Genomic DNA, 26679 nt, shown 5'->3' with positions numbered 1-26679 from the left:
ATGAATTTTTATGGGATTTTTGGTATATTGTGTATAATGTAAGTGGGTTTTATTTTTTAGTAATAATATTTCTTACAGTTAACCTATATAGAATAGCTGTGGTATTAAAAAATAAATTTAGATAGGGTAAAGGAGAGGGGGAAAAATATAGTTTAATAAATTAGAGCTAAAGATGAGAAATAAGAGGTTTTAATTGGAATTAGGGGATGGAATTTATGAGGGTTAATAAGAAAAAGGGTACTCTTTTAATCAATATTAAGTATATTATGGGATATGCTTGGAGTCAGGACAGGGTTTTGTTTGCGCAATGTGGTGTTTATACTATTTTGGCATCTATTGCACCCTTTATAGGGATTTTTTTACCAAAATTTTTGATTGATGAACTTTTAGGACAGAGAAGAATAGAAATAATCTTAATGACTTTAATTGGATTTTTTCTTTTATCTTCAGTTGTGAACTATTCTATAGCTTGGCTTAGATGTGCATATAGTCCTAGGGTTACAAAGATTAGAACTGATTATATAACAATGATAAGTGATAAAATAATGAAAATGGATTTTAAAAATACTGAGGATCCTGAGGTTTTAAATAAAATAAAAAGTGTTATGAATGCAGTTATGAGTAATAATACAGGGGTTGAAGGAGTATATCATACACTTTTAGGACTCTTTGGAAGGTTAACTGCCTTTGTAGGATATATATCTATAGTATTATTTTTAAGTCCATGGATTTTATTATTCTTAATAATAAATGTTTTAATAAGCTATGCTTTAACTATGAGGGTTAAAAAGTATGAGTATAGTCAAAAAGAAAAGGCGGCTGATAAGGATAGAAGAACTTTCTATGTATTTGATACAATGTATGATTTTGCTTATGGTAAAGATATAAGAATATATGACTTAAAAAATATACTTATTGATAAATTTAAAAAATTTAGGGGAGAGAGAATAGATATATCTAATGATGTCCAAGAAAAACAATTAAAGGTTAAGATTGTTGATGTAATACTTCTTGTAATAAGAGAATGTGTGGTTTATGGATATTTAATATATAATGTGCTTTTTAGAGGAATGGGCATAGGAGATTTCACAATGTATTTTTCAACAATAAATGGTTTTGGAGATTGGATGAAAGGTATATTAGATGATTTAGCCCATATTAAGGCACAAAATATGTATTTAGATGATATGAGAGAGTTTTTAGAAATTAAGAGTGAAGATAAAGAAAAAACTAGGGATATACCTATTGATAGTTCTTATGAAATAGAATTTAAAAATGTATCATTTAAATATCCAAAAACAGATAAATATATTTATAAAAATCTTTCATTAAAGATTAAAAAGGGGCAAAGACTTGCTATTGTTGGAATTAATGGAGCAGGTAAAACAACCTTTGTTAAACTTTTATGTAGACTTTATGAGCCAACAAGCGGAGAGATTTTAATAAATGGGGTAAATATAAAAGACTTTTCTAAGGAAGAATATTATAAAATCTTATCAGTAGTGTTCCAAGATATTAAAACCTTTGCATTTACTGTGGCAGAAAATGTTTCTCTAGAGAATTTAGAAGATGTTGATAGAGAAAAAGTTTTACATTGCATAGAAAAGGCTGGAGTAGGAGATAAAATAAATTCTCTTCAAAAGGGAATAGATACCTCTCTTTTAAAAATTTTAGATGGAGAAGGGGTTGAATTATCAGGAGGAGAAAATCAAAAGTTAGCCCTAGCTAGAGCCTTATATAAGAATGGAAAAATAGTAATCTTAGATGAACCAACCTCAGCTTTAGACGCTGTAGCTGAATATAATATTTATAAGGGATTTGACGAGCTAATTGGAGATAAAACAGCAATTTATATATCTCATAGACTTGCAAGTACAAAGTTCTGTGATGTTATAGCTTTCTTTGAAAATGGTGAAATTGTTGAGTATGGAACTCATGAGGAATTATTAAAGAAAAATGGCAAGTATAGTGATATGTTTAATATACAAGCACAATATTATAAAGAAGAAAGTGGGGCTTTAGCATAATGGAGAATAAAGAAAAGTACACAAGTGATTTATATATAATAAAGCATTTTTTAAAGTTAGCTCATGGAATATCAAAGACCTATATACCAACATTATTCTTTTCATCTTTATTTGCAGCAGCAGTTCCTTTCTTAAATATAATAATGCCAAAGTATATTATAGATGAACTTTTAGGAGCGAGAAGAATAAAGGTTCTTATTTTGTTAGTTTTATTAACTGTAATAGGTAATGGAGTATTAAACTTAATAAATAGAGTTTTAGATAAAAAATGTAATATTAAAAACGAAGAGGTAGTAGCAGGTTTTGATTTGCTTATAGGAAAGAAAGTTATGGACTTAGATTTTGAAAATATTGAAGATCCAGAGATTTTAAACTTAAAGGAAAGAGCCTTATTTCCCATAAGAAATCAGGGAGCTATTTGGCAACTTACTTACAATATATCTAAGGGATTAACTGAAATACTTAAAATAATTGGATTAATAGGAGTTATTTTAACTCTTGATTGGATTATTATAGCCCTAATAATTTTAATTGTTCTTTTAAGTTCATTTATGTATAAGAAATCTCAAAGGTTACAGCATAAATTTTTTGATTCCTTAATTCCACTAAATAGAGAGTTTGGGTATTATATTAATACAATAAATGATTTTTCAGCAGGTAAGGATATAAGACTTTATAATGTAGCCCCTTTATTTGTAAAGAAATTAGATGAGTTTAATATAAATAGTACCAATGCATTTATTAAGATGTTTAGCAAATTAGGTGTGTATGAGGGATTAAATGAAATAGTATTACAATTACAAATGGTTATAGTTTATGGATATATAACTTATAAAGTTTTAATAAATAGTATAGGAATTGGTGACTTTACAATGTACACAAATGCTGCCATAAATTTTAGTAAATCCATATCTAATCTTTTTGGAAGTTATGTAACTATAAGACAAATGTGTAGATATCTTCAGGCTTTTATGGAGTTTGAAAATATAGAATCTAAACACACTAAAGAAGGTAAGAAGATTGGAAATTTAGAAAAGGTTAATATTGAGTTTAAAAATGTATCCTTTAAATATCCAAGAAGTAAAGAATTCACCTTAAAAAATGTTTCAATAAAAATAAATGAGGGTGAAAAATTATCAGTAGTTGGATTAAATGGTGCTGGAAAAACCACTTTTATAAAGCTTTTAGCAAGACTTTATGAGCCAACAGAGGGGGAAATTCTATTAAATGGAGTTAATATAAATGAATATGATTATGATGAATATATGAAACTTCTATCAGTAGTATTTCAAGATTTTAAACTAATGTCCTTTTCAATTAAGGAAAATATAGCTTTAAATGATTTTAATAAGGTTAAGGATGAGGAAATAGAAGAGGTTCTAATAAAGAGTGGCTTTGGAAAAGACTTAGAAAAGTTACCAAAGGGAATAAATACTCCTATATATAAAAACTTTGATGAAGGTGGAATAGAGTTTTCTGGGGGACAAGCTCAGAAATTAGCCATAGCTAGGGCAGTTTATAAGAATGCACCAATAGTAATCCTTGATGAGCCAACGGCAGCTTTAGATCCAAAAGCTGAGTATGAAATATATAGTAAGTTTAATGAACTTATAGGAAAAAAGACAACAATATATATTTCTCACAGATTATCTAGCTGTAGATTTTGTGATAACATAGCAGTATTTCAAAAAGGAAAACTTATTCAATATGGAACTCATGATGAACTTGTAAAAGATAAAGGCAATGAGTATGAAACTATGTATAGTGCTCAAGCACAATATTATATTTAATATTTATATTTAGAAGACAAAAAGATAGAGTTTAATCACTTTCTTAGGTAGATAGAAGAAAAAAGCTTCTATATAAATACTTAGGAAAGTGATTTTTTATATTACAATAGATTCTTTCTTAAACTTTGCTTAATTCTTAGGTTTTAAATTGACTTAATAAGACTAATTATGATATTTTAAGGAAAAGTTAACAAAATTTTAATGGGGGATGGACTAATGGACAAAAAGCTAAGCAATAAAGCTATTAAGTCATGGATTTTAGGGAGAACAATAGGGTTAATTGTATTAGTGATTATTTATTTAGGAATTATATTTGTTTTACCTAAGATGGATATCCAATGGGCTGATTATATTTTGAATAATCACATGAGAATAGTGAATATTTTAAGCTTTATAATTATAGGGATAACAGTTTTAAGTGCTTATATTGAGCCTTTTTTTGAATACAAACAGTGGAGTTACAGAATAGATGAGGAAGAGATATTCTTCACTGAGGGAGTTTTTTTCAAAAGAAGTGTAACTATTCCTATAGTTAGAATTCAGAATATAAACTTAAGTGAAGGGCCAGTAAATAGAAAGTTTAATTTGGCAGATGTAAAGATAGGAACTGCTGGGGGAAGCTATAAGATTCCTAATCTTGATAAAGAGGAAGTTGAAAAGATTAGAGAGTTTTTAAGGATTAAGATTAATGAAAACGTTAGAGAGGAGCTTTAGGCATAATTATGAATGAAAAATTAGCTAATAAAGAAATAAGTCAATGTAATTATGAAAAAGAGAGCCTTAATAACAGGGAAATAAAAAATAGTGTAAGAAGTCTACTTTATAATATAGTTAAGGGAATGATAAGTGATTTTGGATTAGGTCTTATATTTGTAGTATTTTTAAAACAATGGGTTTACATCTTAATAATAGTTTTAGTACTTTTAGGAATTGCAATTTCAATTCTTAGTTGGAAGAAAGAGTATATGCTTTTAAAAGGAGATGAAGCTCATTATCATAAGGGAGTTTTTTCTAAAAATACTACAATAATTCCAAAGAAGAGCTTTAAATCTATGGATATTTCTCAAAATTTAATAGAGAGAATTTTAGGATATAAGATTGTAAAAATTGAAAGTCCCTCTAGAGAGGTTGGAGAAGAAGATATTAAAATGAGCTTAAGTGATGAAGATATAGCTTTGCTTAAGAGTTTTGCCTTTGGAACTAACAAAGAATTTAATAAAGAGCTTAATAATGAAGTAAATGAAGGCTTTGACTTGAAGGAGAATATATTTAGAGAAAGTTTTTTAGATTCTGAAGTTGAAAAGTTAAAAGAGGATTATGATATTACTTTAAATAATAGGGAAAATATAAATGAGAGTGAAAAGGTACATATAAATAAGAGTGAAAAAGTAAATATTAAAGAAAAGAAAATAAGCAATAAAGATTTAATTTTATATGGATTTACAAGCTTTAATTTATTTATAGCTATTATTTTTATATTTAATGCTTGGGGTAAGATTGAAAAATTTATAAATTCAGAGTATGTTGATAGTGTTATAAATGGGTATATTGCAAATGAGGCTTCAAAAATAGGGATTATATTTGCAATAGTTGGATTAATCGTAGCTTTAATTATATTAAAAGCCATAGCTACAGTATATTATTTTATAAAATATTATAATTTTACCCTTTTAAAAGAAGGAGAAAATATAAAAATAAAATATGGATTCTTTAGCACAAAGGAATTTTCTTTTAAGGAAAATAGCATAAAGCTTATAAAATTAAAATCAAATCCTTTAAGACAACTTTTAAAAAGATATGAAATAAATGTAGTTATAAAAGGCTATTCTGGAGAAGGAAAAGAGCAGATAATAATGTATCCCATAGGAAATGACAAAGAAGTTCAAAATATAATAAGAGAATTTATACCTCAGTGGAGCATAGAAGGTGATGGAGAAGGAATAAGACATGGAAAGATATTTATGATTCTAAAACCAGTTTTAATAGTATTTATTATATCTTTAGTAGCCTATTTAATATTAAAAGTAAAATGGGTATTGCTTATTAATATAATTAGTCTTATAACAATTCCTTCATCAATTTTAAAAGGAAGAAATATAAATCTTAAGATTGAGGAAAATAAAGTTCGTGCAGTAACAGGAGGATTCTTTAGAACAATACATATTCTTAAGGGGAAGGACATACAAGCTGTAGGCTTTAATACAAATCCCATACAAGAAAAAAATAATATAGGCAAAATTGTAATTGATTATTATAGTGAAAATTCAGAGGAAATAAATTTACCTTATATGAATAAGAAGTATGTAGAAGTATTATTAAATAGTTCTAAAGGAATTATGCATAGAAGATAATAAAAAATGTAACTACAAAATAAGTAAATACCACCATAGGTAATGCTTCATAATCAAGTAAGACAAGTTCATTTATATTCAATAAATAAGGAAACAACAGTTTATATAATGTGTCAGAGATAATAACTCCTAGTAATCTTTTTTCTAAAAAATCCATAAAAGAAGAAATAAAAAGGTTGTATAAGTTAATTTAACTTTGCAACCTTTTTTAGTTGTTTTTAAATTGGAGATTTAAAAATGAAATAAAAACTATAAATATATTTTGAGGATTATCCCTAAGTTCAAAATATATAACATTGACAATTGTCGATATATAATTATAATGAAATATAGTTATAAAAAGTTTTAGTATTAGGAAGTGAAGAAATATGGAGGATAAGTTTGAAATAAATTCAAGGGTTTTTAAAGCTTTGGGAGATTCAAATAGATTAAAAATAATAGATTTGTTATCAAGTGGAGAAAAGTGTGCTTGTGAAATATTGAAGTTTTTCGATATATCTCAATCTACCTTATCACATCACATGAAGATTTTAAGTGAATGTGGACTTGTTAAATGTAGAAAAGAAGGAACTTGGAATCATTATAGTTTAAATTTAAATAATGCAAATAAATCTATATTATTTTTTATGGAAATAATAACATGCTTAGATTAGTATGAATTATTTAGGAAATATGATAAATGGTGAAACTTAGTTTAAGTTAATTAGAATTAAAATGTTTAAAAAGATATTAGTTTATTATGAAAAATAGTTTAGTAAAAGGGGAAGAATTATGAAAAAAGTAGCCTTTATATGTGTACACAATTCTTGTAGATCACAAATGGCAGAAGCCTTTGGGAAAATACTAGGATTAAATGTCTTTGAAAGTTATTCCGCAGGTACTGAGGAAAGAGATAAAATAAATCAAGATGCTGTTAGAATAATGAAAGAAATTGGAGTGGATATGGAATTAACTCAAAAACCAAAATTATTAAGAGAAATTCCAGAGGTGGATATAGTTATAACTATGGGATGTAATGTTTCCTGTCCAACATTACCTTGCAAGCATAGGGAAGATTGGGGGTTGGAGGATCCAAGTGGAAAGAGTGATGAAGAGTTTATATACACAAGAGATAAAATAAAAGAAAAGGTAGAAGATTTAGTAAGTCGTATAAAAAATGGGCAAATTTAAATAGGAGAAAGGGTAAATGAAGAAAATAGATTTAACCAAGGGTAAGGTACTAAGTGTCCTTACCACCTTAGCTCTTCCTATTATGGGAAGTTCATTCCTTCAGTTTGCTTATGGGCTTATAGATATGTTTTGGGTTGGAGGTCTTGGAAGTAGTGCAGTGGCTAGTATTGGCTCTTCAAGCTTTTTTTTAGGACTAGGATATTCTATAAATGCCTTAGTAGTTACGGGAACTGGAATTAAGGTTTCTCATGAAGTAGGGAGAAAAAATGAAATAGAGACAGAGGATTATATAAGAAATGGTATTATAATGAATTTTCTTATAGGACTAATATATGCATTAGTATTAGTGGTTTTTGGAAAAGGATTCATAGGATTTTTAAATTTAAATGATCCCTTAGTTGAAAGAGATTCTTATATATATTTAGCTGTAAGTGCTCCAGTATTATTTTTTAGCTTTTTTAATTATCTTTTTACTAGAATATTAGCTAGCTTTGGTAATAATAAATTAGCTTTAAAAATAAGTGCTACAGGTATAATTTTAAATATGATATTAGATCCAATATTAATATATACCTTTAAACTTGGTGTTTTTGGAGCAGCAGTGGCAACCTTACTTGCCAATATACTTATGTTTTTTATGTATATATATTATGGAAAAGGAATATTTAAAATAGATTTAAAAAAGAAAATAAACTATGAAAAAGTAAGAGAAATAGCTAGATTAGGATTTCCTATGGCATCTCAAAGGGTACTTTTTACCTTAGTGAATATTATATTAGCTAGAATTATAGCTAGCTTTGGAGCAGATGCTATAGCAGCTCAGAAAATAGGGCTTCAAATAGAATCTGTAAGCTTTATGGTAATTGGAGGATTAAACGGGGCTATAGCAGGATTTACAGGACAAAATTATGGAGCAAAGAAACTAAATAGAGTAAATGAAGGGTATAAGAAAGCCTTGCTTTTAGGAGCTATATACTCAGTACTTGTTTCAGCCTTATTTATTTGTATTCCAGGATTATTAGTAGGATTATTTGTTAAGGATGAGGCTACAATAATAATTGGAAGCAGTTATTTAAGAGTACTTGGAATAGTTCAGATATTTAGTAGTTTTGAGATGATATCAAATGGGGTATTCTCAGGATTAGGACTTCCTAAAATACCATCAGCCATAAGTATAATCTTTACTATGTTAAGAATTCCTATGGCCTTAGTTTTAGTAAAGTTTTTAGGGATAAATGGAGTTTGGTGGAGCATTGCAATATCAAACATATTAAAAGGAAGCACATCTTGTATAATTTATAGATTAAAAATTTATAGAAACTATATTGTGTAATTAATAGTATTTTTCATTATGACTGTATTAGGTAACTTAAATTAAAAAGTGCTTTAATACAGTTTTTTTTATATAATAAATTAAAGACAATAAAATCGTAATACTTTAAGAAAGCTTAATATATAGCTTTAAAATTTTATCTGTTAAGAAAGAATATTATAAAATTAATTATAATGGAAGGACTGGTTAGTATGAAGAGAATTCTTATAATTGAAGACACAGATACCATAAGAGAAGAACTTACAAAACTTCTTACTAGATATGGATATGAAGTTTTAGCTCCAACAGATTTTGAAAATATATTAGAGTATGTTAAAGAAAATAATTCAGATTTAATCCTATTAGATATAAATTTACCTTATTTTGATGGATATCATATTTGTAGAGAAATAAGAAAAGATTCTAATGTGCCTATAATAATAGTTACAAGTAGAGATAGTGATATGGATGAAATTATGAGCATGAATTTAGGAGCTGATGATTTTATAACAAAGCCTTATAATACTCAAGTTTTATTAGCTAGAATAGCCTCATTACTTAGAAGAACCTATTCTTTATCAGAGCAAGAAGTTTTAACATATGGTGATTTAAAGCTTAATTTATCTAATGGAACAATTTCTTGCAGAGGAAAAGAAGAAGAGTTAACTAAAAATGAACTTAAGATATTATCACATCTTTTAAAAAATAAAGGAAATGTTGTTTCAAGGGAAGATCTTATGGATTATATGTGGAACTCAGATATTTTTGTAGATGATAACACACTTTCAGTAAATGTAACTAGACTTAGAAAAAAATTAGAAGAGGTTGGAGTAAAAGGTGCTATAGAAACTAGAAGGGGATTAGGGTATATTATGCCATGAAACTAAGGGATTACTTTGAGGAAAAAATATTCTTTTTAATTGTAAACTTTATAATTTTTGCTACTATAGCAGTTTTATTGTTCATAGGCAATGTTGGTTCAGGAATAATATTTTTAATTGGATGCTTTTGGTTTATTCCTCTTTTTACATATATAATTTTAGATTTTTACAAGAGTAAAAAATTTTATGATAACATAAGCATTACTTTAGATAAATTAGACAGAAAGTACCTATTACCTGAGGTAATAGAAGAGCCAAATTTCTATCATGGCAAATTTTTATATGAGGTTTTAAAAGAAACTGACAAAGATATGCATGAGCATGTTAAAAAATATATACTGGAGCAAAAAGAATATAGAGAATATATAGAAACATGGGTTCATGAGATAAAAACTCCAATAGCTTCCACTAGGCTTATTTTAGAAAATAATGAAAGTGAGTCTAGTGAAAATATCAAAAAGGAAATAAAGAAAATTGAAGAATATATAGATCAAGCTTTATATTATGCTAGAAGTACAGATGTTAGCAAAGATTATATTGTAAAAGAATTTTCCTTAGGGAAAAGTGTAAGAAATGTAATTAAGAAAAATTCTAGGGATTTCATAAATAAGAGAATAGCTATAGACTTAGAGGATTTAGATTATAAGGTTTATAGTGATGAAAAATGGGTTGAATTTATAATAAATCAAGTTATAAATAACGCAATAAAATATAGTGCTAAAAATAGTAGAGTCAAAATATTTGCAAATAAATCTAAAAATAGCATAACTCTTAAAATAAAAGATAGTGGTGTTGGAATACCTAATAAAGATTTAGGTAGAGTTTTTGAAAAAGGCTTTACTGGAGAAAATGGAAGAAGATTTACTAAATCTACAGGTATGGGGTTATACCTATGCAAAAATCTTTGCGATAAGTTAGGATTAGGTCTAAAAATAACTTCAAAAGAAAATGAAGGAACAGAAGTTAACATAATTTTTCCAATAGGAGATGCTATAATAGTGAATTAGATAACTAATTAAGACTATTGGAATATATGGATTATAATTATATAATTTACAAAATATTACATGTATAAATTGATAGGTATGAGCCTTCTCCTGACTAAAGCAGAATTAGGTACGTAAAAATGGTGAAAGACTTCCATTATGCAAAATAGAAGGAAACTATGCTTTATGTACTTAATTTGCAGGAGAAGGCCATAAGACAGCATGTTTTACATAGAAAATATTTTTAATTTATTTTGAAAGTATATTTATTATTTAAGATTAATCAAAAATATATTTATAAGAAACTGAGAACAATACAATTAGTAATATAGATTTGAATAATCCTATTAACAAATTTCCTTCAAATAACGAATTTATCGAACTAACGAACATTATTCCTATTGCAAAGAAAACTCCAGCAATCATTTTTTTAGACATATAAATTACCTCTTTTGAACAACTAATTTATATCTACACATACCTGAATCTTGTAAATTAGTTACTGATTCTACTCTAAATAATAATTTATCATAAGAATTCATTTTATATACAGCATTTTGAACTTCACCTTTAAATTTACCTATAGATTTATATGCAACGAATGATGTTACTAATATGATATTGCCACCCCAACTTCCGTATTTAGTAATAAAATTCTTTGCATTTCTATACCTAGAACTTTTAGAGATGCTTGCTACTAAAGTTGAACCACCTATTGTAAATCCTAAATTATCTATCATACCAGTTACTTTATCATAGGCACTTATTATTTGAATAGCTTCAGACTTTGAAACTGATTTTTGAACATATGTATTATAATCGCTTGAAAAGCTTCTGCTTAATGAATTTTTCTCTTCTACTAATGCATTTTGTTTAAATAATTCCAACTGTTCTTTATCTAAATAAATTTCTTCATCCAAAAGAACAATTTCATCTTGGTACTTACCTTCATTTTTTAAATCATTTGCATAAACATTTTTATCAATGGGTAACGTAAAGAAAGTACCAGATAAAATAGAAATAGATAAACTTAAAGCGATTAATTTTCTTTTCATAAATATTCCCCCTTAAATCATATATGTTTTAAATAGATTATATAGCAATTCTACAAACGTTTTCAATGAGGTGTGCATAACTGGTCATTTTTTATGTTAAACTGGGTCAATTAAAAATTTTTTATTCTTTTTCTTTCAATATATTTATATTGATTTAAACTTATAATAGTATTGAAGTTAGTATTCATGTAATTTTTTTTCTATTCATAATATTCCCAAAAAATTAAATGCTTTTTGTATATTTATAAACTTAAATAATAGATTATTATAACCAGTTATGTATAAATTTTGACCAGTTATGCAAATTGTATTGAAAAATTCATCTATTAAATTAATATTAAATTAGTATTAACTTAATGTTAACTTAATGTTAATTTTCAGAGGGGGATGTATATGTTTAAGAAAAAGTTATCATTATTGATGGCTACTATTACCATTGGTAGCGTTCTATTAGGAGGAGCTTCAACAGTAAGTGCTGCTCCAAGACAAAAGCATAAAACTGTATCAGAGAAAATTAAAGAGGCTGAAAAGACTGAAGGTGATAAAAAACTAACGGTTATGGTATATGCTGATTGTGATAATAACCTAGAAGAGTACATACTTAATGATATTGAAGAAATGAAAGAGGGTTATAAAAATAATCCTAATCTAAATATTATAGTATTAGTTGATAGAATTCCTGGTTATTCTAATGATTCAAAAGTGTTAGGTTCTAATTTTGAAGACACAAGACTTTATAAAATAGGTGAAAATTCTGCTGAAAGAATTAGTGGGAAAAGTGAATTTCCAGAGATAACTACTACAAGTAATTATGAAGCTAACATGGGAGATGCAAATACTTTAAAAAAATTCATTAAATTCTGTAAAAAGAACTATGAAGCTGATAAGTATATGTTAATCATGTCTAACCATGGTGGTGGGGCTAAGGATGATAAAGATAGAGCTAGTACTGTAAATAAGGCAATATGCTGGGATGATAGTAACAACAAAGATTGTCTTTATACTGGAGAAATTTCAGATGTTTTAACTAAGGATGAATCTGTTGATGTTTTAGTATTTGATGCTTGTTTAATGGGAAATTCAGAGGTAGCTTATCAATATAGACCTAATAATGGAAGTTTTGAAGCTAAAACACTTGTAGCATCAGCACCAGTTGTTTGGGGCTTTGGATATCCTTATGATAAAATATTTTCTCGTTTAAGATCTACTAAAGGTGACAATGGAGAAGTTGATTCTACTTTAGGAGGAAAAGAAAAAATATTTGATCCATCTACAGTTACAAATAATGAACTTGGTGCTTTATTTGTAGAAGAGCAGCGTGATTCTGTAAATAGCTGTGGAGTAACAGATCAACAACTAAGTTGCTACGATCTTTCAAAAATTGAAAAAGTTAAAAAATCAGTTGATGCTTTAGCTAGAAATTTAAGTAAAAATAATAAAAAAGATGCTATTGAAAGCTTAAGAGGTACAGGAAAAAATGTACCAACTATGCATTATTTTAAGGCACGTGATGAATATGAATGGATTGAATATCCATATTTTGATTTATATGATTTATGTGAAAAAATTAGCTTAAGTGATGAATTTAATGAAACTACTAAAAAATTATCAAAGAATGTTATGAAAAATGTTGACCAATTAATTTTATATTCATTTGGAGGAAAAGAGTTTAAAAATTTCAAAGAAGGTAAAAATGGTATAAGTATTTTCCTTCCTGATGGTAATAGAGATTATTATGATCCATATTCAGGACAAGCAATACAACATTGGGCTATTCAAAGATGGTACAATCCTCTAGACACTAATGCTTATAGATTAAGAAGTGGTTATGGAAAACTAGCATGGTGTAAAGATGGATTAGATCCAAAAATAAATAAAGTTGGTAACTGGTTTGAACTTTTAGATTCTTGGTTCGATAAAGATAATACTTCACTTGGTGGATATAATAGATATAGATATTAAAAGATGATTTCTTAAGATTATATAAAAGAAATTAAGTTAATAAATAACTCTACTTATAAGGTTTAAGTAGAGTTATTTCTTTTTGTATAATTTTTATAATAATATATTGAATATTACAATGATTTTTTCATTTAAACGTCTATTATTTATTAAATATTTTCTTCTAAGGAAATCTTACAACATTGTAAGGTTTATGAAAGATAAATAAATATGTGATTTCTATTAAAGAGGATAAAATAACATTGTAAGATGAAACGAGGAGGAACAGGATATGAAAAATATTTTAAGTGTTGAAAATATAGAAAAGTATTATGGAAACAAAGATAACATAACAAAAGCAATAGACAATATTAACTTTAAGGTTGATAAGGGTGAGTTTGTTGGAATAATGGGACCATCAGGAAGTGGTAAGACAACATTGCTTAATTGCATATCAACTATAGATAATGTTACTACAGGAAGTATAGTTATTAATGGAAAGGATATTACAAAATTAAAATCAAAGGAACTAGAGAAGTTTAGAAGAGATGAATTAGGATTTATATTCCAAGATTTTAATTTATTGGATACCTTAACAGCTTATGAAAATATAGCCTTAGCCTTAACAATACAAGGTAAAAAGCCTAAGGATATAGATGCTCTTATTAAAAAGGTTGCAAAGAGTTTAGGTATAGATGGGATATTAAATAAATTTCCATATCAAATATCAGGGGGACAAAAACAAAGGGTTGCTTCAGCTAGAGCAATTGTTACTAATCCATCATTAATTTTAGCTGATGAGCCAACAGGAGCTTTAGATTCAAAGTCAGCTAGAATGCTTTTAGATTCTTTTGAAAGTTTAAATAAGGATTTAGAAGCTACAATACTTATGGTAACTCATGATGCTTTTACAGCAAGCTATGCTCATAGGATTTTATTTATAAAAGATGGAAAAATATTTAATGAATTAGTAAGAGGAACAGATTCAAGAAAGGAATTTTTCGATAGAATTATTGAGGTTATAACACTTCTTGGAGGGGATGATAGGGATGTATTTTAAGATTGCTTTAAACAATGTTAGAAAGAGCTTTAAAGACTATTCAATATATTTTCTAACATTAACTCTTGGAGTATGTATATTCTATGCATTTAACTCCATAGGAGATCAAAAAGCCTTTTTAGAACTTGGAAAAAGACAGGCTGAATATATAAACATATTACAAAGGTTAATATCTGGAATATCTGTATTTATATCTTGTGTTTTAGGTGGATTAATTCTTTATGCAAATAACTTTTTAGTTAAAAAGCGTAAAAAAGAATTAGGTATATATATGACCCTTGGTATGGGAAAAAACAAAATTTCAAAAATACTTACATATGAAACAGCTCTAGTAGGAATTATATCATTAGTTGTAGGCTTAGGAGTAGGTATAATAGTTTCTCAAGGAATATCTGCCTTTGCATCTAAATTATTTGAAGTATCTCTAAGTAATTATAAATTCTTATTATCAACTGATGCTATTTTAAAAACTGTTTTATACTTTGGTATAATTTTTATCTTAGTTATGATCTTTAATACTTTTGTAATTTCAAAGTATAAACTTATAGATATGTTAACAGCTGCAAAGAAGAATGAGGATATAAAAATAAAAAATCCAATATTAACAGCAATAATCTTCTTTATATCTTTAGGATTATTAGGAGTTGCGTATAAATTAGTAATTAAAGTTGGATTAGATCCTACAAATAGTATGTTCTTAGGGTCAATAGTATTAGGAGTTTTAGGAACATTACTTTTATTCTTTAGTTTAGCAGGATTTGTTTTATATGTTTTACAAAGAAATAAGAATGTTTACTTAAAAGGATTAAATATTTTTGTATTAAGACAAATGAATAGCAAGATAAATACTAACTTTTTATCAATGACAGTAATATGTCTTATGTTATTCTTAACAATAAGTACATTAGCAACTGGTTTAAGTTTTAAAAATGCCTTAGAAAAAGGATTAGAAAATACAACTCCTTTTGATGCATCTGCTACTTATTACATTGATGAGGATAGTAAAATAAAAACTGCTGAAGAATCAATAAGAGAGTTAGGATTTAAATTTAATCCAGAGGATAAAATTGTTTCATATAATGAATATAAATTAGAAAAAACTAATTTAGAAAGCTTATTAAATAAAAATGCAGAAGGTAAAAATATAAAAGATATAGTAGAAGCAATGACTTATAAGGGAACAAATGCCATAAGTATAAGTTCATATAATGATATAAGAGCTTTAAGTGGTGAAAAACCAGTAAGTTTAGCTAATAACGAAGTATTAATTTCATCTAACTTAGGTGAAGTAGAGAATACTTTAAAAAATATTCTTAAAAACAATGAGAAAATAGAAATTGATGGTAAGGAATATAAGGTTGCCAATAATGCCTTAATTGGAGAGGAAAAAGTTATAAAAGAGGCATTTGAAAGTACTGGAATGACAAATAACTTTTTCACTTTAATAGTGCCAGATAATATTGTTTCTAATTTAAAGCCTATTGCAAATAAAATTAATCTAAACTTCCCTAAAAATTCAAATGAGGAAGAAAGAGTACAAAAATTATTCAATGAATATAGAGATGGAGTTGTTGATTCAAGTAAATATGGTTTTGTAAATGGATATACAAAAGCACGTATTTATGAAGATAATAATGGAATGACAAATATAGTATTGTTTATAGGAATATATTTAGGAGTTATATTCTTAATATCAAGTACTGCTGTCCTTGCTCTTCAACAATTATCAGAGGCTAGCGATAGTATTGATAGATATAAATCCTTAAGAAGAATTGGTGTATCTCAAAAGATGATAAATAAATCAATATTTACACAGGTTAGTATTTATTTTGGATTACCATTAGTTGTAGCTTTAGTTCACTCAGTAGTAGCAATAAAAGTTGTAAATGGATTCCTAACTATGTTTAATAGACCAGATATAGGGGGTTCATCCTTAGTAACTGCCTTAATAATGGTAATTGTTTATGGTGGATATTTCTATGCAACATATACTGGATATAAATCAACAGTAAAAAATGCTTTAAAGCAAAAATAATATAATAAAAATAGTTAAGGAGCTTGAATTTAATCAAGCTCCTTAAATTATATTCTATTTAAAATATAATTTATATTTACCCTATTATTCATATTAAACTCCTTGTATAAATTAATAAAAAATAACTTTATATTTTCTAGATATAAATTAACTTAAAATGAAAAGAAAAGCTAAAATATAATTATTGATAAATTTTACAAATTATGTTTTTATAAAAGTATAATTCAATAAATTGAGAGGGTAGGTTATATGGGGAAGTTAAAAAGTTATATTTTTAAAATGTATGAAAATGAATATTGGTATGGGCCTGTGGTTAATGATGGCATAAAATATCCACTTAATTTTAATTCTAAATATGAAGTGGATATCTATCCAAATAAGAGTCCTAATAAGGTTAATACAATATTACTTTCTAATAAAGGAAGATATATATGGTGTGATTCAGGATTTGTTTTAAAAGTTTATAGTGGGGTTATAGAAATCTTAAGTGAAAAATCTGTTCCACAATTGTATGAAGAGGGAGAAACTTTAAAAGAAGCTTTTTTACATGCAGCAAATAAATTTTTTAAGCCTAATGGTAAAGTACCACCTAAGCGTTTTTTCACTAAACCACAATATAATACTTGGATTGAACTTTTATATGATCAAAGAGAGGAAAAAATATTAGAGTATGCTAATTCTATAATAGAAAATGGTATGCCTAAGGGAATAATAATGATTGATGATGGATGGAGTGATTATTATGGAAGATGGAAATTTAATGGTGAAAAGTTTAAAAATCCTAAAGGAATGATAAATAAATTACATGAGTTAGGTTTTAAGGTAATGCTATGGACATGTCCCTTTATTACTCCTGATACACAAGAATTTAGATATTTAAGAGATAGAGATTGTTTAGTAAAAAATAAAGATGGCTCTGTTTCAATAAAAAAATGGTGGAATGGTTATTCAGCAGTACTAGACTTAACAAATCCTGAGGCAGTTAAATGGTATTTAGATCAAAATGATTTTTTGATTGAAGAATATGGAGTTGATGGATTTAAATTTGATGCTGGAGATGCTAGTTTTTATAGTAATGATGACTTAACATATAAGAAAATAGAGGCTAATGAACATAGTAAGCTTTGGGCTTTATTAGGAGTAAACTATGAATTTAATGAGTTTAGAGCTTGTTTTCAATGTGCAGGATTACCTTTAGTACAAAGGTTAGCAGATAAAAATCATAGTTGGGAATATAATGGTGTTTCATCACTTATTCCTAATCAGCTAGCACAGGGGATTTTAGGATATTCATATACTTGTCCTGATATGATTGGAGGGGGAGAATATCTTAACTTTTTAGAAAATAGTTCTAATTTAGATGAAGAATTGTTTGTAAGGTATGCTCAATGTGCAGCCCTTATGCCAATGATGCAATTTTCAGCAGCACCTTGGAGAGTATTATCTAAAGAAAATTTTGAAATTTGTAAAAAAGCAGCTTGGGAGCATGTTAAATACTCAGAATATATTTATAAGTTAGCAAAAGAATCTAGTAGAAGTGGAGAGCCAATAGTTAGATATATGGAGTATGAATTTCCAAATGAAAATTTAGAAGAAATTAAAGACCAATTTATGTTAGGAGAAAAATATATGATAGCACCTAATATAAAAAAGGGAGCTAGAAAAAGAATAGTAAACTTTCCAAAGGGAAAATGGAAATATAAAAATGATGAATTTATTATAGGGCCAAGGATTAAAGAATTTAATTCACCCTTAGAAGAGATTTTAATTTTTGAAAGAGTAAATTAATAAATTGGATTAAAATAACTTTTTATAAAGCTTACAAACATATTAAGAGAATTACTAGATTTTAAGTAAAAGTTCAAATTTTTAATTTGGATTCTTGAACTTATAAAGTGGAACTTTGAGAGATTGTATTCCTAAGAAATTAACAGTCTCAGCTTTTTAAAGCAATATCTTCTACTTAATAATTTAAAATCTAAAGTTCATCTAGATATTCTCTTAATATTGTTTGTAAGCTTTATTATTATGTTATGAACTTAAACTTCGTAATCTACAACAACTCTTGATGATGCTACTTTTTTTACAAAAGAACCTGCTTTAACATGGTCAGGATTCTTTTGATATGAATCTAAATCCTCTAAAGAATTAAATGTTGAATATAAAACCACATCATAAGCTTGCTCTGATTTATTAACATCTATTCCTACTTCAATATCAACTATTTCATTAATTTTTCCTTTTAAATCTTCTAGTGAGTTTTTTATTATTTTAGCGTTTTCATCTTTAGAGTTTCCTTCAGCTTCATCTTTTAATTTCCACATTACTATATGCTTTATCATAAAATCATCTCCTAGTTTAAATGTATTTCTATAAATTAATTATATACTAATACCTTTTATAATAAAAACACGAAATTAAGAGTTTGGTGTAAAGGGAAATATCAAAATTTATAAAAGTTTTTATTTTTGAATTTTATTTAATAGTTACTTTTATATACATCCCTTTTTAATTTTTGTATTGTATCGATTCTATTGGTGATTTTGAATAGTTGTGTTATTTTTTTATACAAGAGAAAAATGAGAGTGTTTGGAGGAATGAATTATGAATTGTAATAAAACTATTTATACACCAGGGCCTACTAATTTAAGGGAGAATGTAAGAAGAGCAAGGGCTTTAAAAACTACAAATCCAGATGTTGATGTGGATTTTGTTGAGTTTTATAAGGAAACTTGTGATAGGTTTGGAGAAATTATAAATACTAAAAATGATTGTTATATACTTTCTGGAGAAGGAATTTTAGGATTAGAAGCTGCCTGTGCATCCTTAACTGAAAAAGGAGATAAGGTTTTAGTTTTAGATAATGGCTTATATGGAAGATGGTTTGATGGCTTTGTAACCATGTATGGAGGAGAGGTAACTTATTTTTCAGGAGACTATACTAAAGAGATTGATGTTGAAGCTTTATCTAAGTTTTTAGAGAAAAATAATGATTTTAAATATGCTACAGTTGTTCATTGTGATACTCCAACTGGGATATTAAATCCTGTTGATAAAATTTGTCCATTACTTAAGAGTTATGGAATTTTGACAGTTGTTGATTCTGTCTCAGCTATGGTAGGAGAAGAATTTAAGGTGGATAAATGGCAAATTGATATAGCCCTAGGTGGTTCTCAAAAGGCATTTTCAGCAGAGACAGGGCTTACTATGGTTAGTATAAGTGATGATGCAAGAAAGGTTATGGAAAATAGAGAAACACCTATTATAGGTTTTTATTGCAATTTGAATATATGGAAAAATTATTACAAAGATAAGTGGTTCCCATATACAATGCCAATAAGTGATATTATTTCTCTTAGGGTTGCTATAGACAATATTCTAGAGGAAGGAAAAGAAAAAGTTATTGAAAGACATAGAAAAATTGGAGAAGCAACTAGAAAGTCAGTAAAAGAATATGGGTTAGATTTATTCTTAAAAAATGGATATTCAAATACAGTTACAGCTGTGGAAATACCAGAAGAAATAGGTGCTTTAAACTTAAGAAACCATCTAAATAAAAAATATAATCTGCTAATGTCAACATCCTTAGATAAATATGAAAATAAATTATTAAGAATTGGACATATGGGAGAAAATGCAAATATAGAAGATATAACCTATGTTTTAAATGCTATAGACAAGGCTTTAAAAGATTTAGGATTTTCAAGTGAAAAACAATTAGATAAATTATTTATAGAAAATATTTAATAGGATTTACTAAAATAATTAATTTGTATTTAAGTGCTTAATAAAGGAAATATTATACCTTTATTAAGCATTTTTTATGTTTGTATAAATTTAACAGTAGATTTAAAGTTACGATATAAAAAAATGATATCATGTAGAAAATGAAATAGTAAGGAGAGTTTTCAATGAAATCAAAGAGAGTGATAGTGTACTCATTAATTGGAATAGTTTTATTTTCTATAGTCATTTTTATTGGATTTAAGTTAAAAGATGAATCAAATAAAAAAACAAGTAACTTTGAAAAAATTTTAGAAGTAAATAGAAAATTAGAAAAAGAAAATGAATTAAGTGGAGGTTTTCCATACACACTAGAGTTTTTAGATTACAATATAACCATAAATTCAGTAAAAGTATTTGAAGACTATGCATTATTTGATTATTCAGTAAAAAAGATTGATGGAGGATATATAAACAGTACAGATGTTAATATTACTGGAAATGTTAACTTTAAAGGGAGAGAATTTTATATATCTTCAAATGATGTTGAAAGAAGATGGGAATATTCTAGTGTACGTATTATTTCAACTGGACAAATAATTGCTAAAGAAAATAAGGATTCACCTGCAAATTTAAGCTTTTCAATTAATGCTAGATCAGCTGATGGTAGTTATATAGCGAAGTCTGTATCCATAAAAGAAGAAGTTTATTTAACAGATGAAGATTATTTAAGTTTAAATAAAAAAATTACTTTTGATAATGTTGATTTTGAAATTCGTAGTTTATCAAATTTTGAATTTGGTTCATTACTGTATATTTTTGTTGGTAATAAGGATGAAGAGGAATGTAAAAGAATTGCAAATCAATATTCCGTAAAGTTAATAAGTGGAGATTATGAAAGAAGTTTTGATTTAGAAAAATGGGTTGGGTTTACTGAGTTAGCCATAAGAAAATATAGTAGTATTGATGAAAGATATAATAAGGATTCAAAGCATGATCAGTTTTATATGTCAAGAATGTTCTATAACTTAAATGAAGTCCATAGAGATAATATGGAAGTTTATTTAATTAATAATAGAACTAAAGAGGAAATACGTATTATATAAAAGCTTAATAAATTGAAATTATTTATGGGTTTTATTTATAAATTTTTTAATTGAATCTTACTATGTATTTATTAATGAGAACTTTGTTTTATTTTAGCTAAAAATTTTAACTTTAAATTTAGAATATAAAACCTCAAAAAGGGAAAAATTAAATTGTATTGATATTTATTAGAAATAAGATCGATAGACTATAAAATTAAATTTTGAGGTGGAGTTCATGGATTTAAAAGGAAGTAAAACAGAAAAGAATCTTTTAACAGCCTTTGCTGGAGAGTCACAAGCTAGAAATAAATATACTTTCTATGCAGAGAAAGCTAGAAGAGAAGGATATAATAAGATAGCTGATATCTTTGAAGAAACTGCTCATAATGAGATGGCTCATGCAAAGATTTGGTTTAAGTTTTTAAATGATGGTACAGTTGGAGAAACTTTAGATAATCTAAAAGATGCAGCAGGTGGAGAAAACTATGAATGGACAGATATGTATGCTGAGTTTGCTAAAGAAGCAAGAGAAGAAGGTTTTAATGAAATAGCATTCATATTAGAAAAAGTAGGAGAAATAGAAAAGCACCATGAAGAAAGATATTTAGAATTATATAATCTATTGAAGAATGGTGAAATATTTAAAAAAGATGAAAAACAATTATGGAGATGTCAAAACTGTGGATTTATTTTAGAATCAACAGTAGCACCAGAAAAGTGTCCTGTTTGTCATCATCCAAAAGCATACTTTGAACTAGTTTGCGATAAATTCTAATTATAGTATTTAATGAGGATTAAATTATATTGTTTTATAGAATTAACTTCTTCCGCAAATTAGCATATTACCTATAAAAGATTTATTTTAATCCTTTTTAAATAAATTGAGATCAAGGTTTAGGTTTTAAGATTTCTTCCTATCCTTGGTCTTATTTATTTTATACATTTTTTATTTCTAGGATAAAAATTATTTTTAGAAGAAAAGTTTAAAATATAAAATTAAAAAGTTTTATTTGAATTTAATTTTAGTTATTTAAAGAATATAGAAATTAAACTGTTAAAAATACAATCTAAATTTAAAAGTTAAAATTATAATTTAAGAGATTTTAAATTGAATTTCAATTATTAAAAATATGAACTATAAAACTAATATTTGTCCACTTTACACTTAATTGCTTATAAGATATCTTTAAAATAGAGAATTTAGATGAATCGAAAGAAAAGAAGCCCATTAATTTAATTATTAAGGTAGGATTCTAAAGATTTATTTTATGATTTTTAAATTTATCAAGGGGTGAGATGAATGTTATTTCAGATAAATGAACGCAAGAATATTGTAAACGGTTTGTGTGAGAAGCTAGAAAAGGCAATATACAATGTGGTTGCGCCTTTAGAAATAGATATGTATATAACTAAGGAGCCAGTAAGTTATGAAAATAGACTAACTGGAGAGTATAAAAAAGGAGTTATAGGAGAGTCTTGGGGAGAACTTTGGGACTGTGGTTGGTTTAACTTTAAGGGAGAAGTACCTAAAAGTTATGAAGGAGAAAAGATTGTCCTTTTAATAGATATAAGTGGAGAAGCCTTTGTGGTAGATAAGAATGGAAATCCTATGAGAGGGCTTACAACTTTAAACTCAGAGTTTGATTTAAGCTTAGGAATGCCAGGTAAGAGAGAGGTTCCTATGTTTGAGAGAGCTGAAGGTGGAGAAGTTATAGATATATGGGCAGATTGTGCATGTAACGATTTGTTTGGTAAATATAGAGATAATGGAATTATAAAAGATGCATATATTGCAACTTGTAATGAAGAAGTAAAGGCTCTTTATTATGATGTAGAGGTTTTACATGAACTTATGAATCAATTACCAGAAGATAGTGCTAGATATCATACTATATTAAATGCTCTTTATGAAGCATCAAAGGTATTAAGTATTAAAACTGGAATGAGTGGATGTGATTTCTTAAAGGACGGAGTTGTTACTCAACAAGAAGTTACAATCTTAAATGAAGAAGAAGTTAAAAAAGCCAGAGAAATTTTAAAGAAAGAATTAGATAAAAAAGGTGGAGATCCTTCACTTTCAGTTTCAGCTATTGGACATGCTCATATAGATTTAGCTTGGTTATGGCCAATAAGGGAAACTATAAGAAAGGGAGCTAGAACATATTCAACAGTTTTAGCTAATATGGAAAAATATCCTGAGTATGTATTTGGAGCAAGCCAACCTCAAATTTATCAGTGGATGAAAGAATACTATCCAGATTTATATGGAAGAATTAAAGAAAGAATAGAAGATGGAAGATGGGAAGCTCAAGGAGGTATGTGGGTTGAACCAGATACTAATGTTCCATCAGGAGAATCTTTAGTAAGACAATTATTATATGGAAAGAGATATTTTAGAGAAGAATTCAAAAAAGAGATGGATACTTTATGGCTTCCAGACGTATTTGGATATTCAGCAGCTCTTCCACAAATTCTTAAAAAGAGTGGTGTAGATTATTTCATGACAATTAAATTATCATGGAACAATCATAACCAATTTCCACATCATACCTTTGTTTGGGAAGGATTAGATGGAAGTAGAGTATTATCACATATGCCACCAGAGGGAACTTATAATAGCTCAGCTGCACCAAGGGCTGTTGCTAAATCAGAGAAAGCTTTCTTAGATAAAGGCTTATCAGATGAATGCTTAATGCTATTTGGAATTGGTGATGGAGGCGGTGGACCAGGAGAAGAGCATTTAGAGAGATTAAGAAGAGAAAGAAATATAAATGGAATAGCTCCTGTTAAGCAAGAACCTTCAAGCAATTTCTTTAAGAGAATAGAAAAGGATATAGATAAATACAGTGTGTGGAGTGGAGAGTTATATTTAGAGAAACACCAAGGAACTTACACTACACATGGTAAGAATAAAAAATATAATAGAAAGATGGAAATAGCTCTTAAGAACTTAGAGTTAGCAGCAATGCAAGCTAAAGTTTTAGGAAAGGGAGAATATCCTCAAGAGGAAATAGAAAAAGTTTGGAAGGAAGTTCTTTTATATCAATTCCATGATATTTTACCAGGATCATCCATAGGCAGAGTTTATGATGAGTCAGTAGAAGCTTATGAAAAGATGCTTGCTAATGTAGAAGGAATGACTGAAAAGTTATATAGAGATATTTTAGAAAGTGCAGATAGTAAAGAAGAGGGAGCTATATTAGTAAACTCTTTATCATGGAGTAGAGAGCAATGGATTAAGCTTTATGATAGATGGACAAAGGTTAACTTAAACTCTTTAAGTGGAGAAATAATTAAAAAAGAAGAAATTGAGCCATATTGTGAAATTTCAACTTTAAAAGTTTCAGAAAATAACTTAGAAAATGGATTAGTTAAAGTTGAGTTTAATGAAAATGGAACAATTGCAAGAATTTTTGATAAAGAATTAAATAAAGAAGTCTTAAGAGATGAAAAAGGAAATGAACTTAGAGTTTATGAAGATAATGGAGATGCTTGGGATTTCTCAGGAGTTTATGAAGATAGACCATCTGAAATTTTTGAGTTAGTAAAATCAGAAGTTATTGTAGATGGACCAAAGGCAACTATTAAGCAAAACTATAAATATGGAGATTCTACTTTAGTACAAGAAATAAGTATTTTAGAAGGTAGTAAGCGAATCGACTTTAAAACAAAGGTTGATTGGAAAGAAAATGGTAAGATGCTTAGAACATCTTTTAATACTAATGTTTATACTAGAGAGGCAGATTGTGAAATCCAATTTGGTACAATAAAGAGACCTACTCATGGAAATACTTCATGGGATATGGCTAAGGGGGAAATATGTGCTCAAAGATGGATAGATTTATCACAAAGGGATTATGGAGTTGCTTTAATAAATGATTCTAAGTATGGACACAATGTCTCAGAAACTAAAATAGACTTAAATCTATTAAGAAGTCCAGGATATCCAGATCCAAATGCTGATAGAGGAGAGCATGAATTTACTTATTGCTTATTCCCACACAGAGGAGACTATATTGAAGGAAATGTTGTTCATGAAGCTCATGAAGTTAATGCTCCAATACAAGTAATTTATAGTGAAAACTTAGGTGAAAACCTAGTTAAAGAAGCAATGGCTTCAATAGATTGTGAAAATGTAATAATTGATACAATTAAAAAAGCTGAAGATGGTGACCAAATGATAATCAGATTATATGAGTGTCATGGAGAAGATGCTAAGGCTAAAGTTAATATAAATGTTCCATATGAAAAGGTAGAAATGGTTAACTTAATAGAAGATAGCATAGATGGAAAAGAATTAAACAAAGAAACAATGCACCTTACATTTAAACCATTTGAAGTTCATACTTTAAAAGTAACATTAAAGTAATTAAGAATTTAAAGAGTATTAAGACCTTTAAAGAACTTTAAGCTTTAAATTATAATTAAGAATTTAAGTAATATTTATATAGAAGGATAATACTAACAGACAATAAGGGAATTAAAAGAAACACTTCTAATTACTTAAAGAAAATGGTAAGTATAGCTTGCCAAGGGGGAAATTAGGTATAATGAAAAGGCAACCTTTGAGGGAGGGTTGTCTTTTTTGTTTGATTAAAAATTGTATTACTGAAATTTTATAGTACTTATTCTAAATCTGTTTTTAATAGAGCATATTGAGCTATATCAAAAAATTCACCTTTATTATCCTTTCTAGCTTTTCTAAGTATGCCCTCAAATTTCATGCCACATTTTTTCATAACTTGTCCAGAAGCAGGATTAAGAACATGGTGTATTGCTTCTATTCTTGTGAAACCACATTGGAATAAATAAGAAAGAACTTCCTTTAAAGATTCACTTACTATTCCCTTATTCCAATATTTTTTGCTAAGACAATAACCTATGTGAGCTTGTTCTAAATAATTATCAATAAATACTGCACCAATACTTCCAATAACCTCATTTGGATTTTCTTTTAAGGTTATTGCCCAGTTATAGTTTTCATCAGACTCATAGGCTTTAATCCAAGTATCTAAGCATTCCTTAGTCACATTTAAATTTTCATGGGGAGTCCAAGACAGATATTTTGTAACTTCAGGATCGTTTACCCAGTTTTTAAACATATTTTCAGCATCATCATAACAAAAAGGTCTAAGAGTTATTCTTTCCGTTGAAATGCATTTTGTTCCTTTATGATTTATCAAATTAATCACCTCTCATAAGAATAATTTAAATATATTATATACTTTAAAATGTATATTTCAATATTTTCCTATTATAT

Annotated in this window: 20 protein-coding genes; 17 read left to right on the top strand and 3 right to left on the bottom strand. The window is 27.3% G+C overall.

The window, feature by feature from the left end; genetic code table 11:
- The first annotated feature begins 215 nt into the window (after positions 1 to 215).
- The 9 genes from I6G60_RS12260 (at position 216) to I6G60_RS12220 (ending at position 10538) form a co-directional block, all read left to right on the top strand.
- Positions 216 to 2027, top strand: a complete 1812-nt coding sequence (locus I6G60_RS12260) for an ABC transporter ATP-binding protein (RefSeq protein WP_111744080.1) — start codon at positions 216 to 218, stop codon at positions 2025 to 2027.
- On the top strand, positions 2027 to 3817 hold the full coding sequence (locus tag I6G60_RS12255; RefSeq protein WP_003455695.1) for an ABC transporter ATP-binding protein: 1791 nt from the start codon (positions 2027 to 2029) through the stop codon (positions 3815 to 3817). The genes I6G60_RS12260 and I6G60_RS12255 overlap by 1 nt, the downstream gene beginning before the upstream one ends.
- Positions 3818 to 4033: 216 nt before the next feature.
- A complete protein-coding gene (locus tag I6G60_RS12250) occupies positions 4034 to 4531 on the top strand; it encodes a PH domain-containing protein (RefSeq protein WP_003455803.1) in 498 nt (165 codons plus the stop codon).
- 8 nt (positions 4532 to 4539) lie between these two features.
- Complete coding sequence (locus I6G60_RS12245) at positions 4540 to 6168, top strand: PH domain-containing protein (RefSeq protein ID WP_111744081.1); 1629 nt, start codon at positions 4540 to 4542, stop codon at positions 6166 to 6168.
- 368 nt (positions 6169 to 6536) lie between these two features.
- On the top strand, positions 6537 to 6821 hold the full coding sequence (locus I6G60_RS12240) for an ArsR/SmtB family transcription factor (RefSeq protein ID WP_003449190.1): 285 nt from the start codon (positions 6537 to 6539) through the stop codon (positions 6819 to 6821).
- 118 nt (positions 6822 to 6939) lie between these two features.
- Positions 6940 to 7338: an arsenate reductase ArsC gene (locus I6G60_RS12235; protein WP_003455733.1), complete on the top strand. Its 399-nt coding sequence runs from the start codon at positions 6940 to 6942 to the stop codon at positions 7336 to 7338.
- A gap of 16 nt (positions 7339 to 7354) precedes the next feature.
- Positions 7355 to 8671 carry an MATE family efflux transporter gene (locus I6G60_RS12230; protein ID WP_011590393.1) on the top strand — a complete coding sequence of 439 codons (1317 nt, stop codon included), beginning with the start codon at positions 7355 to 7357 and terminating at the stop codon, positions 8669 to 8671.
- A gap of 191 nt (positions 8672 to 8862) precedes the next feature.
- Positions 8863 to 9531: a response regulator transcription factor gene (locus tag I6G60_RS12225; protein WP_003449171.1), complete on the top strand. Its 669-nt coding sequence runs from the start codon at positions 8863 to 8865 to the stop codon at positions 9529 to 9531.
- Entirely contained in the window at positions 9528 to 10538 is a 1011-nt protein-coding gene (locus I6G60_RS12220) for a sensor histidine kinase (RefSeq protein ID WP_049039872.1), read from the top strand. Before I6G60_RS12225 ends, I6G60_RS12220 begins: the two co-directional genes overlap by 4 nt.
- Before the next feature lie 422 nt (positions 10539 to 10960).
- Here the strand turns inward: I6G60_RS12220 and I6G60_RS12215 are convergent, their stop codons facing one another.
- Positions 10961 to 11572 (bottom strand): hypothetical protein, encoded by a 612-nt coding sequence (locus I6G60_RS12215; RefSeq protein WP_057230979.1) that lies wholly within the window; start codon positions 11570 to 11572, stop codon positions 10961 to 10963.
- Positions 11573 to 11965: 393 nt separating this feature from the next.
- Between I6G60_RS12215 and cloSI the strand changes: the two genes are divergently transcribed.
- The 4 genes from cloSI (at position 11966) to I6G60_RS12195 (ending at position 18396) form a co-directional block, all read left to right on the top strand.
- A complete protein-coding gene (cloSI, locus tag I6G60_RS12210; protein ID WP_197925405.1) occupies positions 11966 to 13534 on the top strand; it encodes a clostripain in 1569 nt (522 codons plus the stop codon).
- Between the two features lie 271 nt (positions 13535 to 13805).
- Complete coding sequence (locus tag I6G60_RS12205) at positions 13806 to 14573, top strand: ABC transporter ATP-binding protein (protein ID WP_003449271.1); 768 nt, start codon at positions 13806 to 13808, stop codon at positions 14571 to 14573.
- A complete protein-coding gene (locus tag I6G60_RS12200) occupies positions 14563 to 16608 on the top strand; it encodes an FtsX-like permease family protein (RefSeq protein WP_061415353.1) in 2046 nt (681 codons plus the stop codon). The genes I6G60_RS12205 and I6G60_RS12200 overlap by 11 nt, the downstream gene beginning before the upstream one ends.
- A gap of 249 nt (positions 16609 to 16857) precedes the next feature.
- A complete protein-coding gene (locus I6G60_RS12195) occupies positions 16858 to 18396 on the top strand; it encodes a glycoside hydrolase family 31 protein (protein ID WP_164789002.1) in 1539 nt (512 codons plus the stop codon).
- A 251-nt stretch (positions 18397 to 18647) separates the two neighbouring features.
- Here I6G60_RS12195 and I6G60_RS12190 read toward each other — a convergent pair whose 3' ends face one another.
- Positions 18648 to 18950 (bottom strand): Dabb family protein, encoded by a 303-nt coding sequence (locus tag I6G60_RS12190; RefSeq protein ID WP_011590400.1) that lies wholly within the window; start codon positions 18948 to 18950, stop codon positions 18648 to 18650.
- 262 nt (positions 18951 to 19212) lie between these two features.
- Here I6G60_RS12190 and I6G60_RS12185 point away from each other — a divergent pair, with 262 nt between their 5' ends.
- The 4 genes from I6G60_RS12185 to I6G60_RS12170 all read left to right on the top strand — a co-directional run bounded on the left by I6G60_RS12185 (position 19213) and on the right by I6G60_RS12170 (position 25788).
- A complete protein-coding gene (locus I6G60_RS12185; protein WP_197925403.1) occupies positions 19213 to 20355 on the top strand; it encodes a pyridoxal-phosphate-dependent aminotransferase family protein in 1143 nt (380 codons plus the stop codon).
- A gap of 164 nt (positions 20356 to 20519) precedes the next feature.
- The gene (locus I6G60_RS12180) at positions 20520 to 21437 is read left to right on the top strand and encodes a hypothetical protein (protein WP_003477206.1); all 918 of its coding nucleotides are present in this window, start codon (positions 20520 to 20522) and stop codon (positions 21435 to 21437) included.
- A 217-nt stretch (positions 21438 to 21654) separates the two neighbouring features.
- Positions 21655 to 22194: a rubrerythrin gene (gene rbr / locus I6G60_RS12175; RefSeq protein ID WP_003477208.1), complete on the top strand. Its 540-nt coding sequence runs from the start codon at positions 21655 to 21657 to the stop codon at positions 22192 to 22194.
- A gap of 525 nt (positions 22195 to 22719) precedes the next feature.
- Positions 22720 to 25788, top strand: coding sequence for an alpha-mannosidase (locus tag I6G60_RS12170; protein WP_197925401.1), 3069 nt, complete (start codon positions 22720 to 22722; stop codon positions 25786 to 25788).
- A gap of 256 nt (positions 25789 to 26044) precedes the next feature.
- Here the strand turns inward: I6G60_RS12170 and I6G60_RS12165 are convergent, their stop codons facing one another.
- Positions 26045 to 26602, bottom strand: a complete 558-nt coding sequence (locus I6G60_RS12165; RefSeq protein WP_003477210.1) for a GNAT family N-acetyltransferase — start codon at positions 26600 to 26602, stop codon at positions 26045 to 26047.
- Positions 26603 to 26679 lie beyond the last annotated feature (77 nt).

This window comes from Clostridium perfringens (genome assembly GCF_016027375.1).
GTDB lineage: Bacteria > Bacillota > Clostridia > Clostridiales > Clostridiaceae > Sarcina > Sarcina perfringens.
Note: the sequence above shows the minus strand (reverse complement) of the source record. Positions and strands in the feature narration are given on the sequence as shown.

What these genes read in the sequence shown, in the direction of transcription:
- I6G60_RS12260 (WP_111744080.1), top strand. Translation starts at nt 216, where the DNA reads ATGAGGGTTAATAAGAAAAAGGGTACTCTTTTAATCAATATTAAGTAT.
- I6G60_RS12255 (WP_003455695.1), top strand. Translation starts at nt 2,027, where the DNA reads ATGGAGAATAAAGAAAAGTACACAAGTGATTTATATATAATAAAGCAT.
- I6G60_RS12250 (WP_003455803.1), top strand. Translation starts at nt 4,034, where the DNA reads ATGGACAAAAAGCTAAGCAATAAAGCTATTAAGTCATGGATTTTAGGG.
- I6G60_RS12245 (WP_111744081.1), top strand. Translation starts at nt 4,540, where the DNA reads ATGAATGAAAAATTAGCTAATAAAGAAATAAGTCAATGTAATTATGAA.
- I6G60_RS12240 (WP_003449190.1), top strand. Translation starts at nt 6,537, where the DNA reads ATGGAGGATAAGTTTGAAATAAATTCAAGGGTTTTTAAAGCTTTGGGA.
- I6G60_RS12235 (WP_003455733.1), top strand. Translation starts at nt 6,940, where the DNA reads ATGAAAAAAGTAGCCTTTATATGTGTACACAATTCTTGTAGATCACAA.
- I6G60_RS12230 (WP_011590393.1), top strand. Translation starts at nt 7,355, where the DNA reads ATGAAGAAAATAGATTTAACCAAGGGTAAGGTACTAAGTGTCCTTACC.
- I6G60_RS12225 (WP_003449171.1), top strand. Translation starts at nt 8,863, where the DNA reads ATGAAGAGAATTCTTATAATTGAAGACACAGATACCATAAGAGAAGAA.
- I6G60_RS12220 (WP_049039872.1), top strand. Translation starts at nt 9,528, where the DNA reads ATGAAACTAAGGGATTACTTTGAGGAAAAAATATTCTTTTTAATTGTA.
- I6G60_RS12215 (WP_057230979.1), bottom strand. Translation starts at nt 11,572, where the DNA reads ATGAAAAGAAAATTAATCGCTTTAAGTTTATCTATTTCTATTTTATCT.
- cloSI (WP_197925405.1), top strand. Translation starts at nt 11,966, where the DNA reads ATGTTTAAGAAAAAGTTATCATTATTGATGGCTACTATTACCATTGGT.
- I6G60_RS12205 (WP_003449271.1), top strand. Translation starts at nt 13,806, where the DNA reads ATGAAAAATATTTTAAGTGTTGAAAATATAGAAAAGTATTATGGAAAC.
- I6G60_RS12200 (WP_061415353.1), top strand. Translation starts at nt 14,563, where the DNA reads ATGTATTTTAAGATTGCTTTAAACAATGTTAGAAAGAGCTTTAAAGAC.
- I6G60_RS12195 (WP_164789002.1), top strand. Translation starts at nt 16,858, where the DNA reads ATGGGGAAGTTAAAAAGTTATATTTTTAAAATGTATGAAAATGAATAT.
- I6G60_RS12190 (WP_011590400.1), bottom strand. Translation starts at nt 18,950, where the DNA reads ATGATAAAGCATATAGTAATGTGGAAATTAAAAGATGAAGCTGAAGGA.
- I6G60_RS12185 (WP_197925403.1), top strand. Translation starts at nt 19,213, where the DNA reads ATGAATTGTAATAAAACTATTTATACACCAGGGCCTACTAATTTAAGG.
- I6G60_RS12180 (WP_003477206.1), top strand. Translation starts at nt 20,520, where the DNA reads ATGAAATCAAAGAGAGTGATAGTGTACTCATTAATTGGAATAGTTTTA.
- rbr (WP_003477208.1), top strand. Translation starts at nt 21,655, where the DNA reads ATGGATTTAAAAGGAAGTAAAACAGAAAAGAATCTTTTAACAGCCTTT.
- I6G60_RS12170 (WP_197925401.1), top strand. Translation starts at nt 22,720, where the DNA reads ATGTTATTTCAGATAAATGAACGCAAGAATATTGTAAACGGTTTGTGT.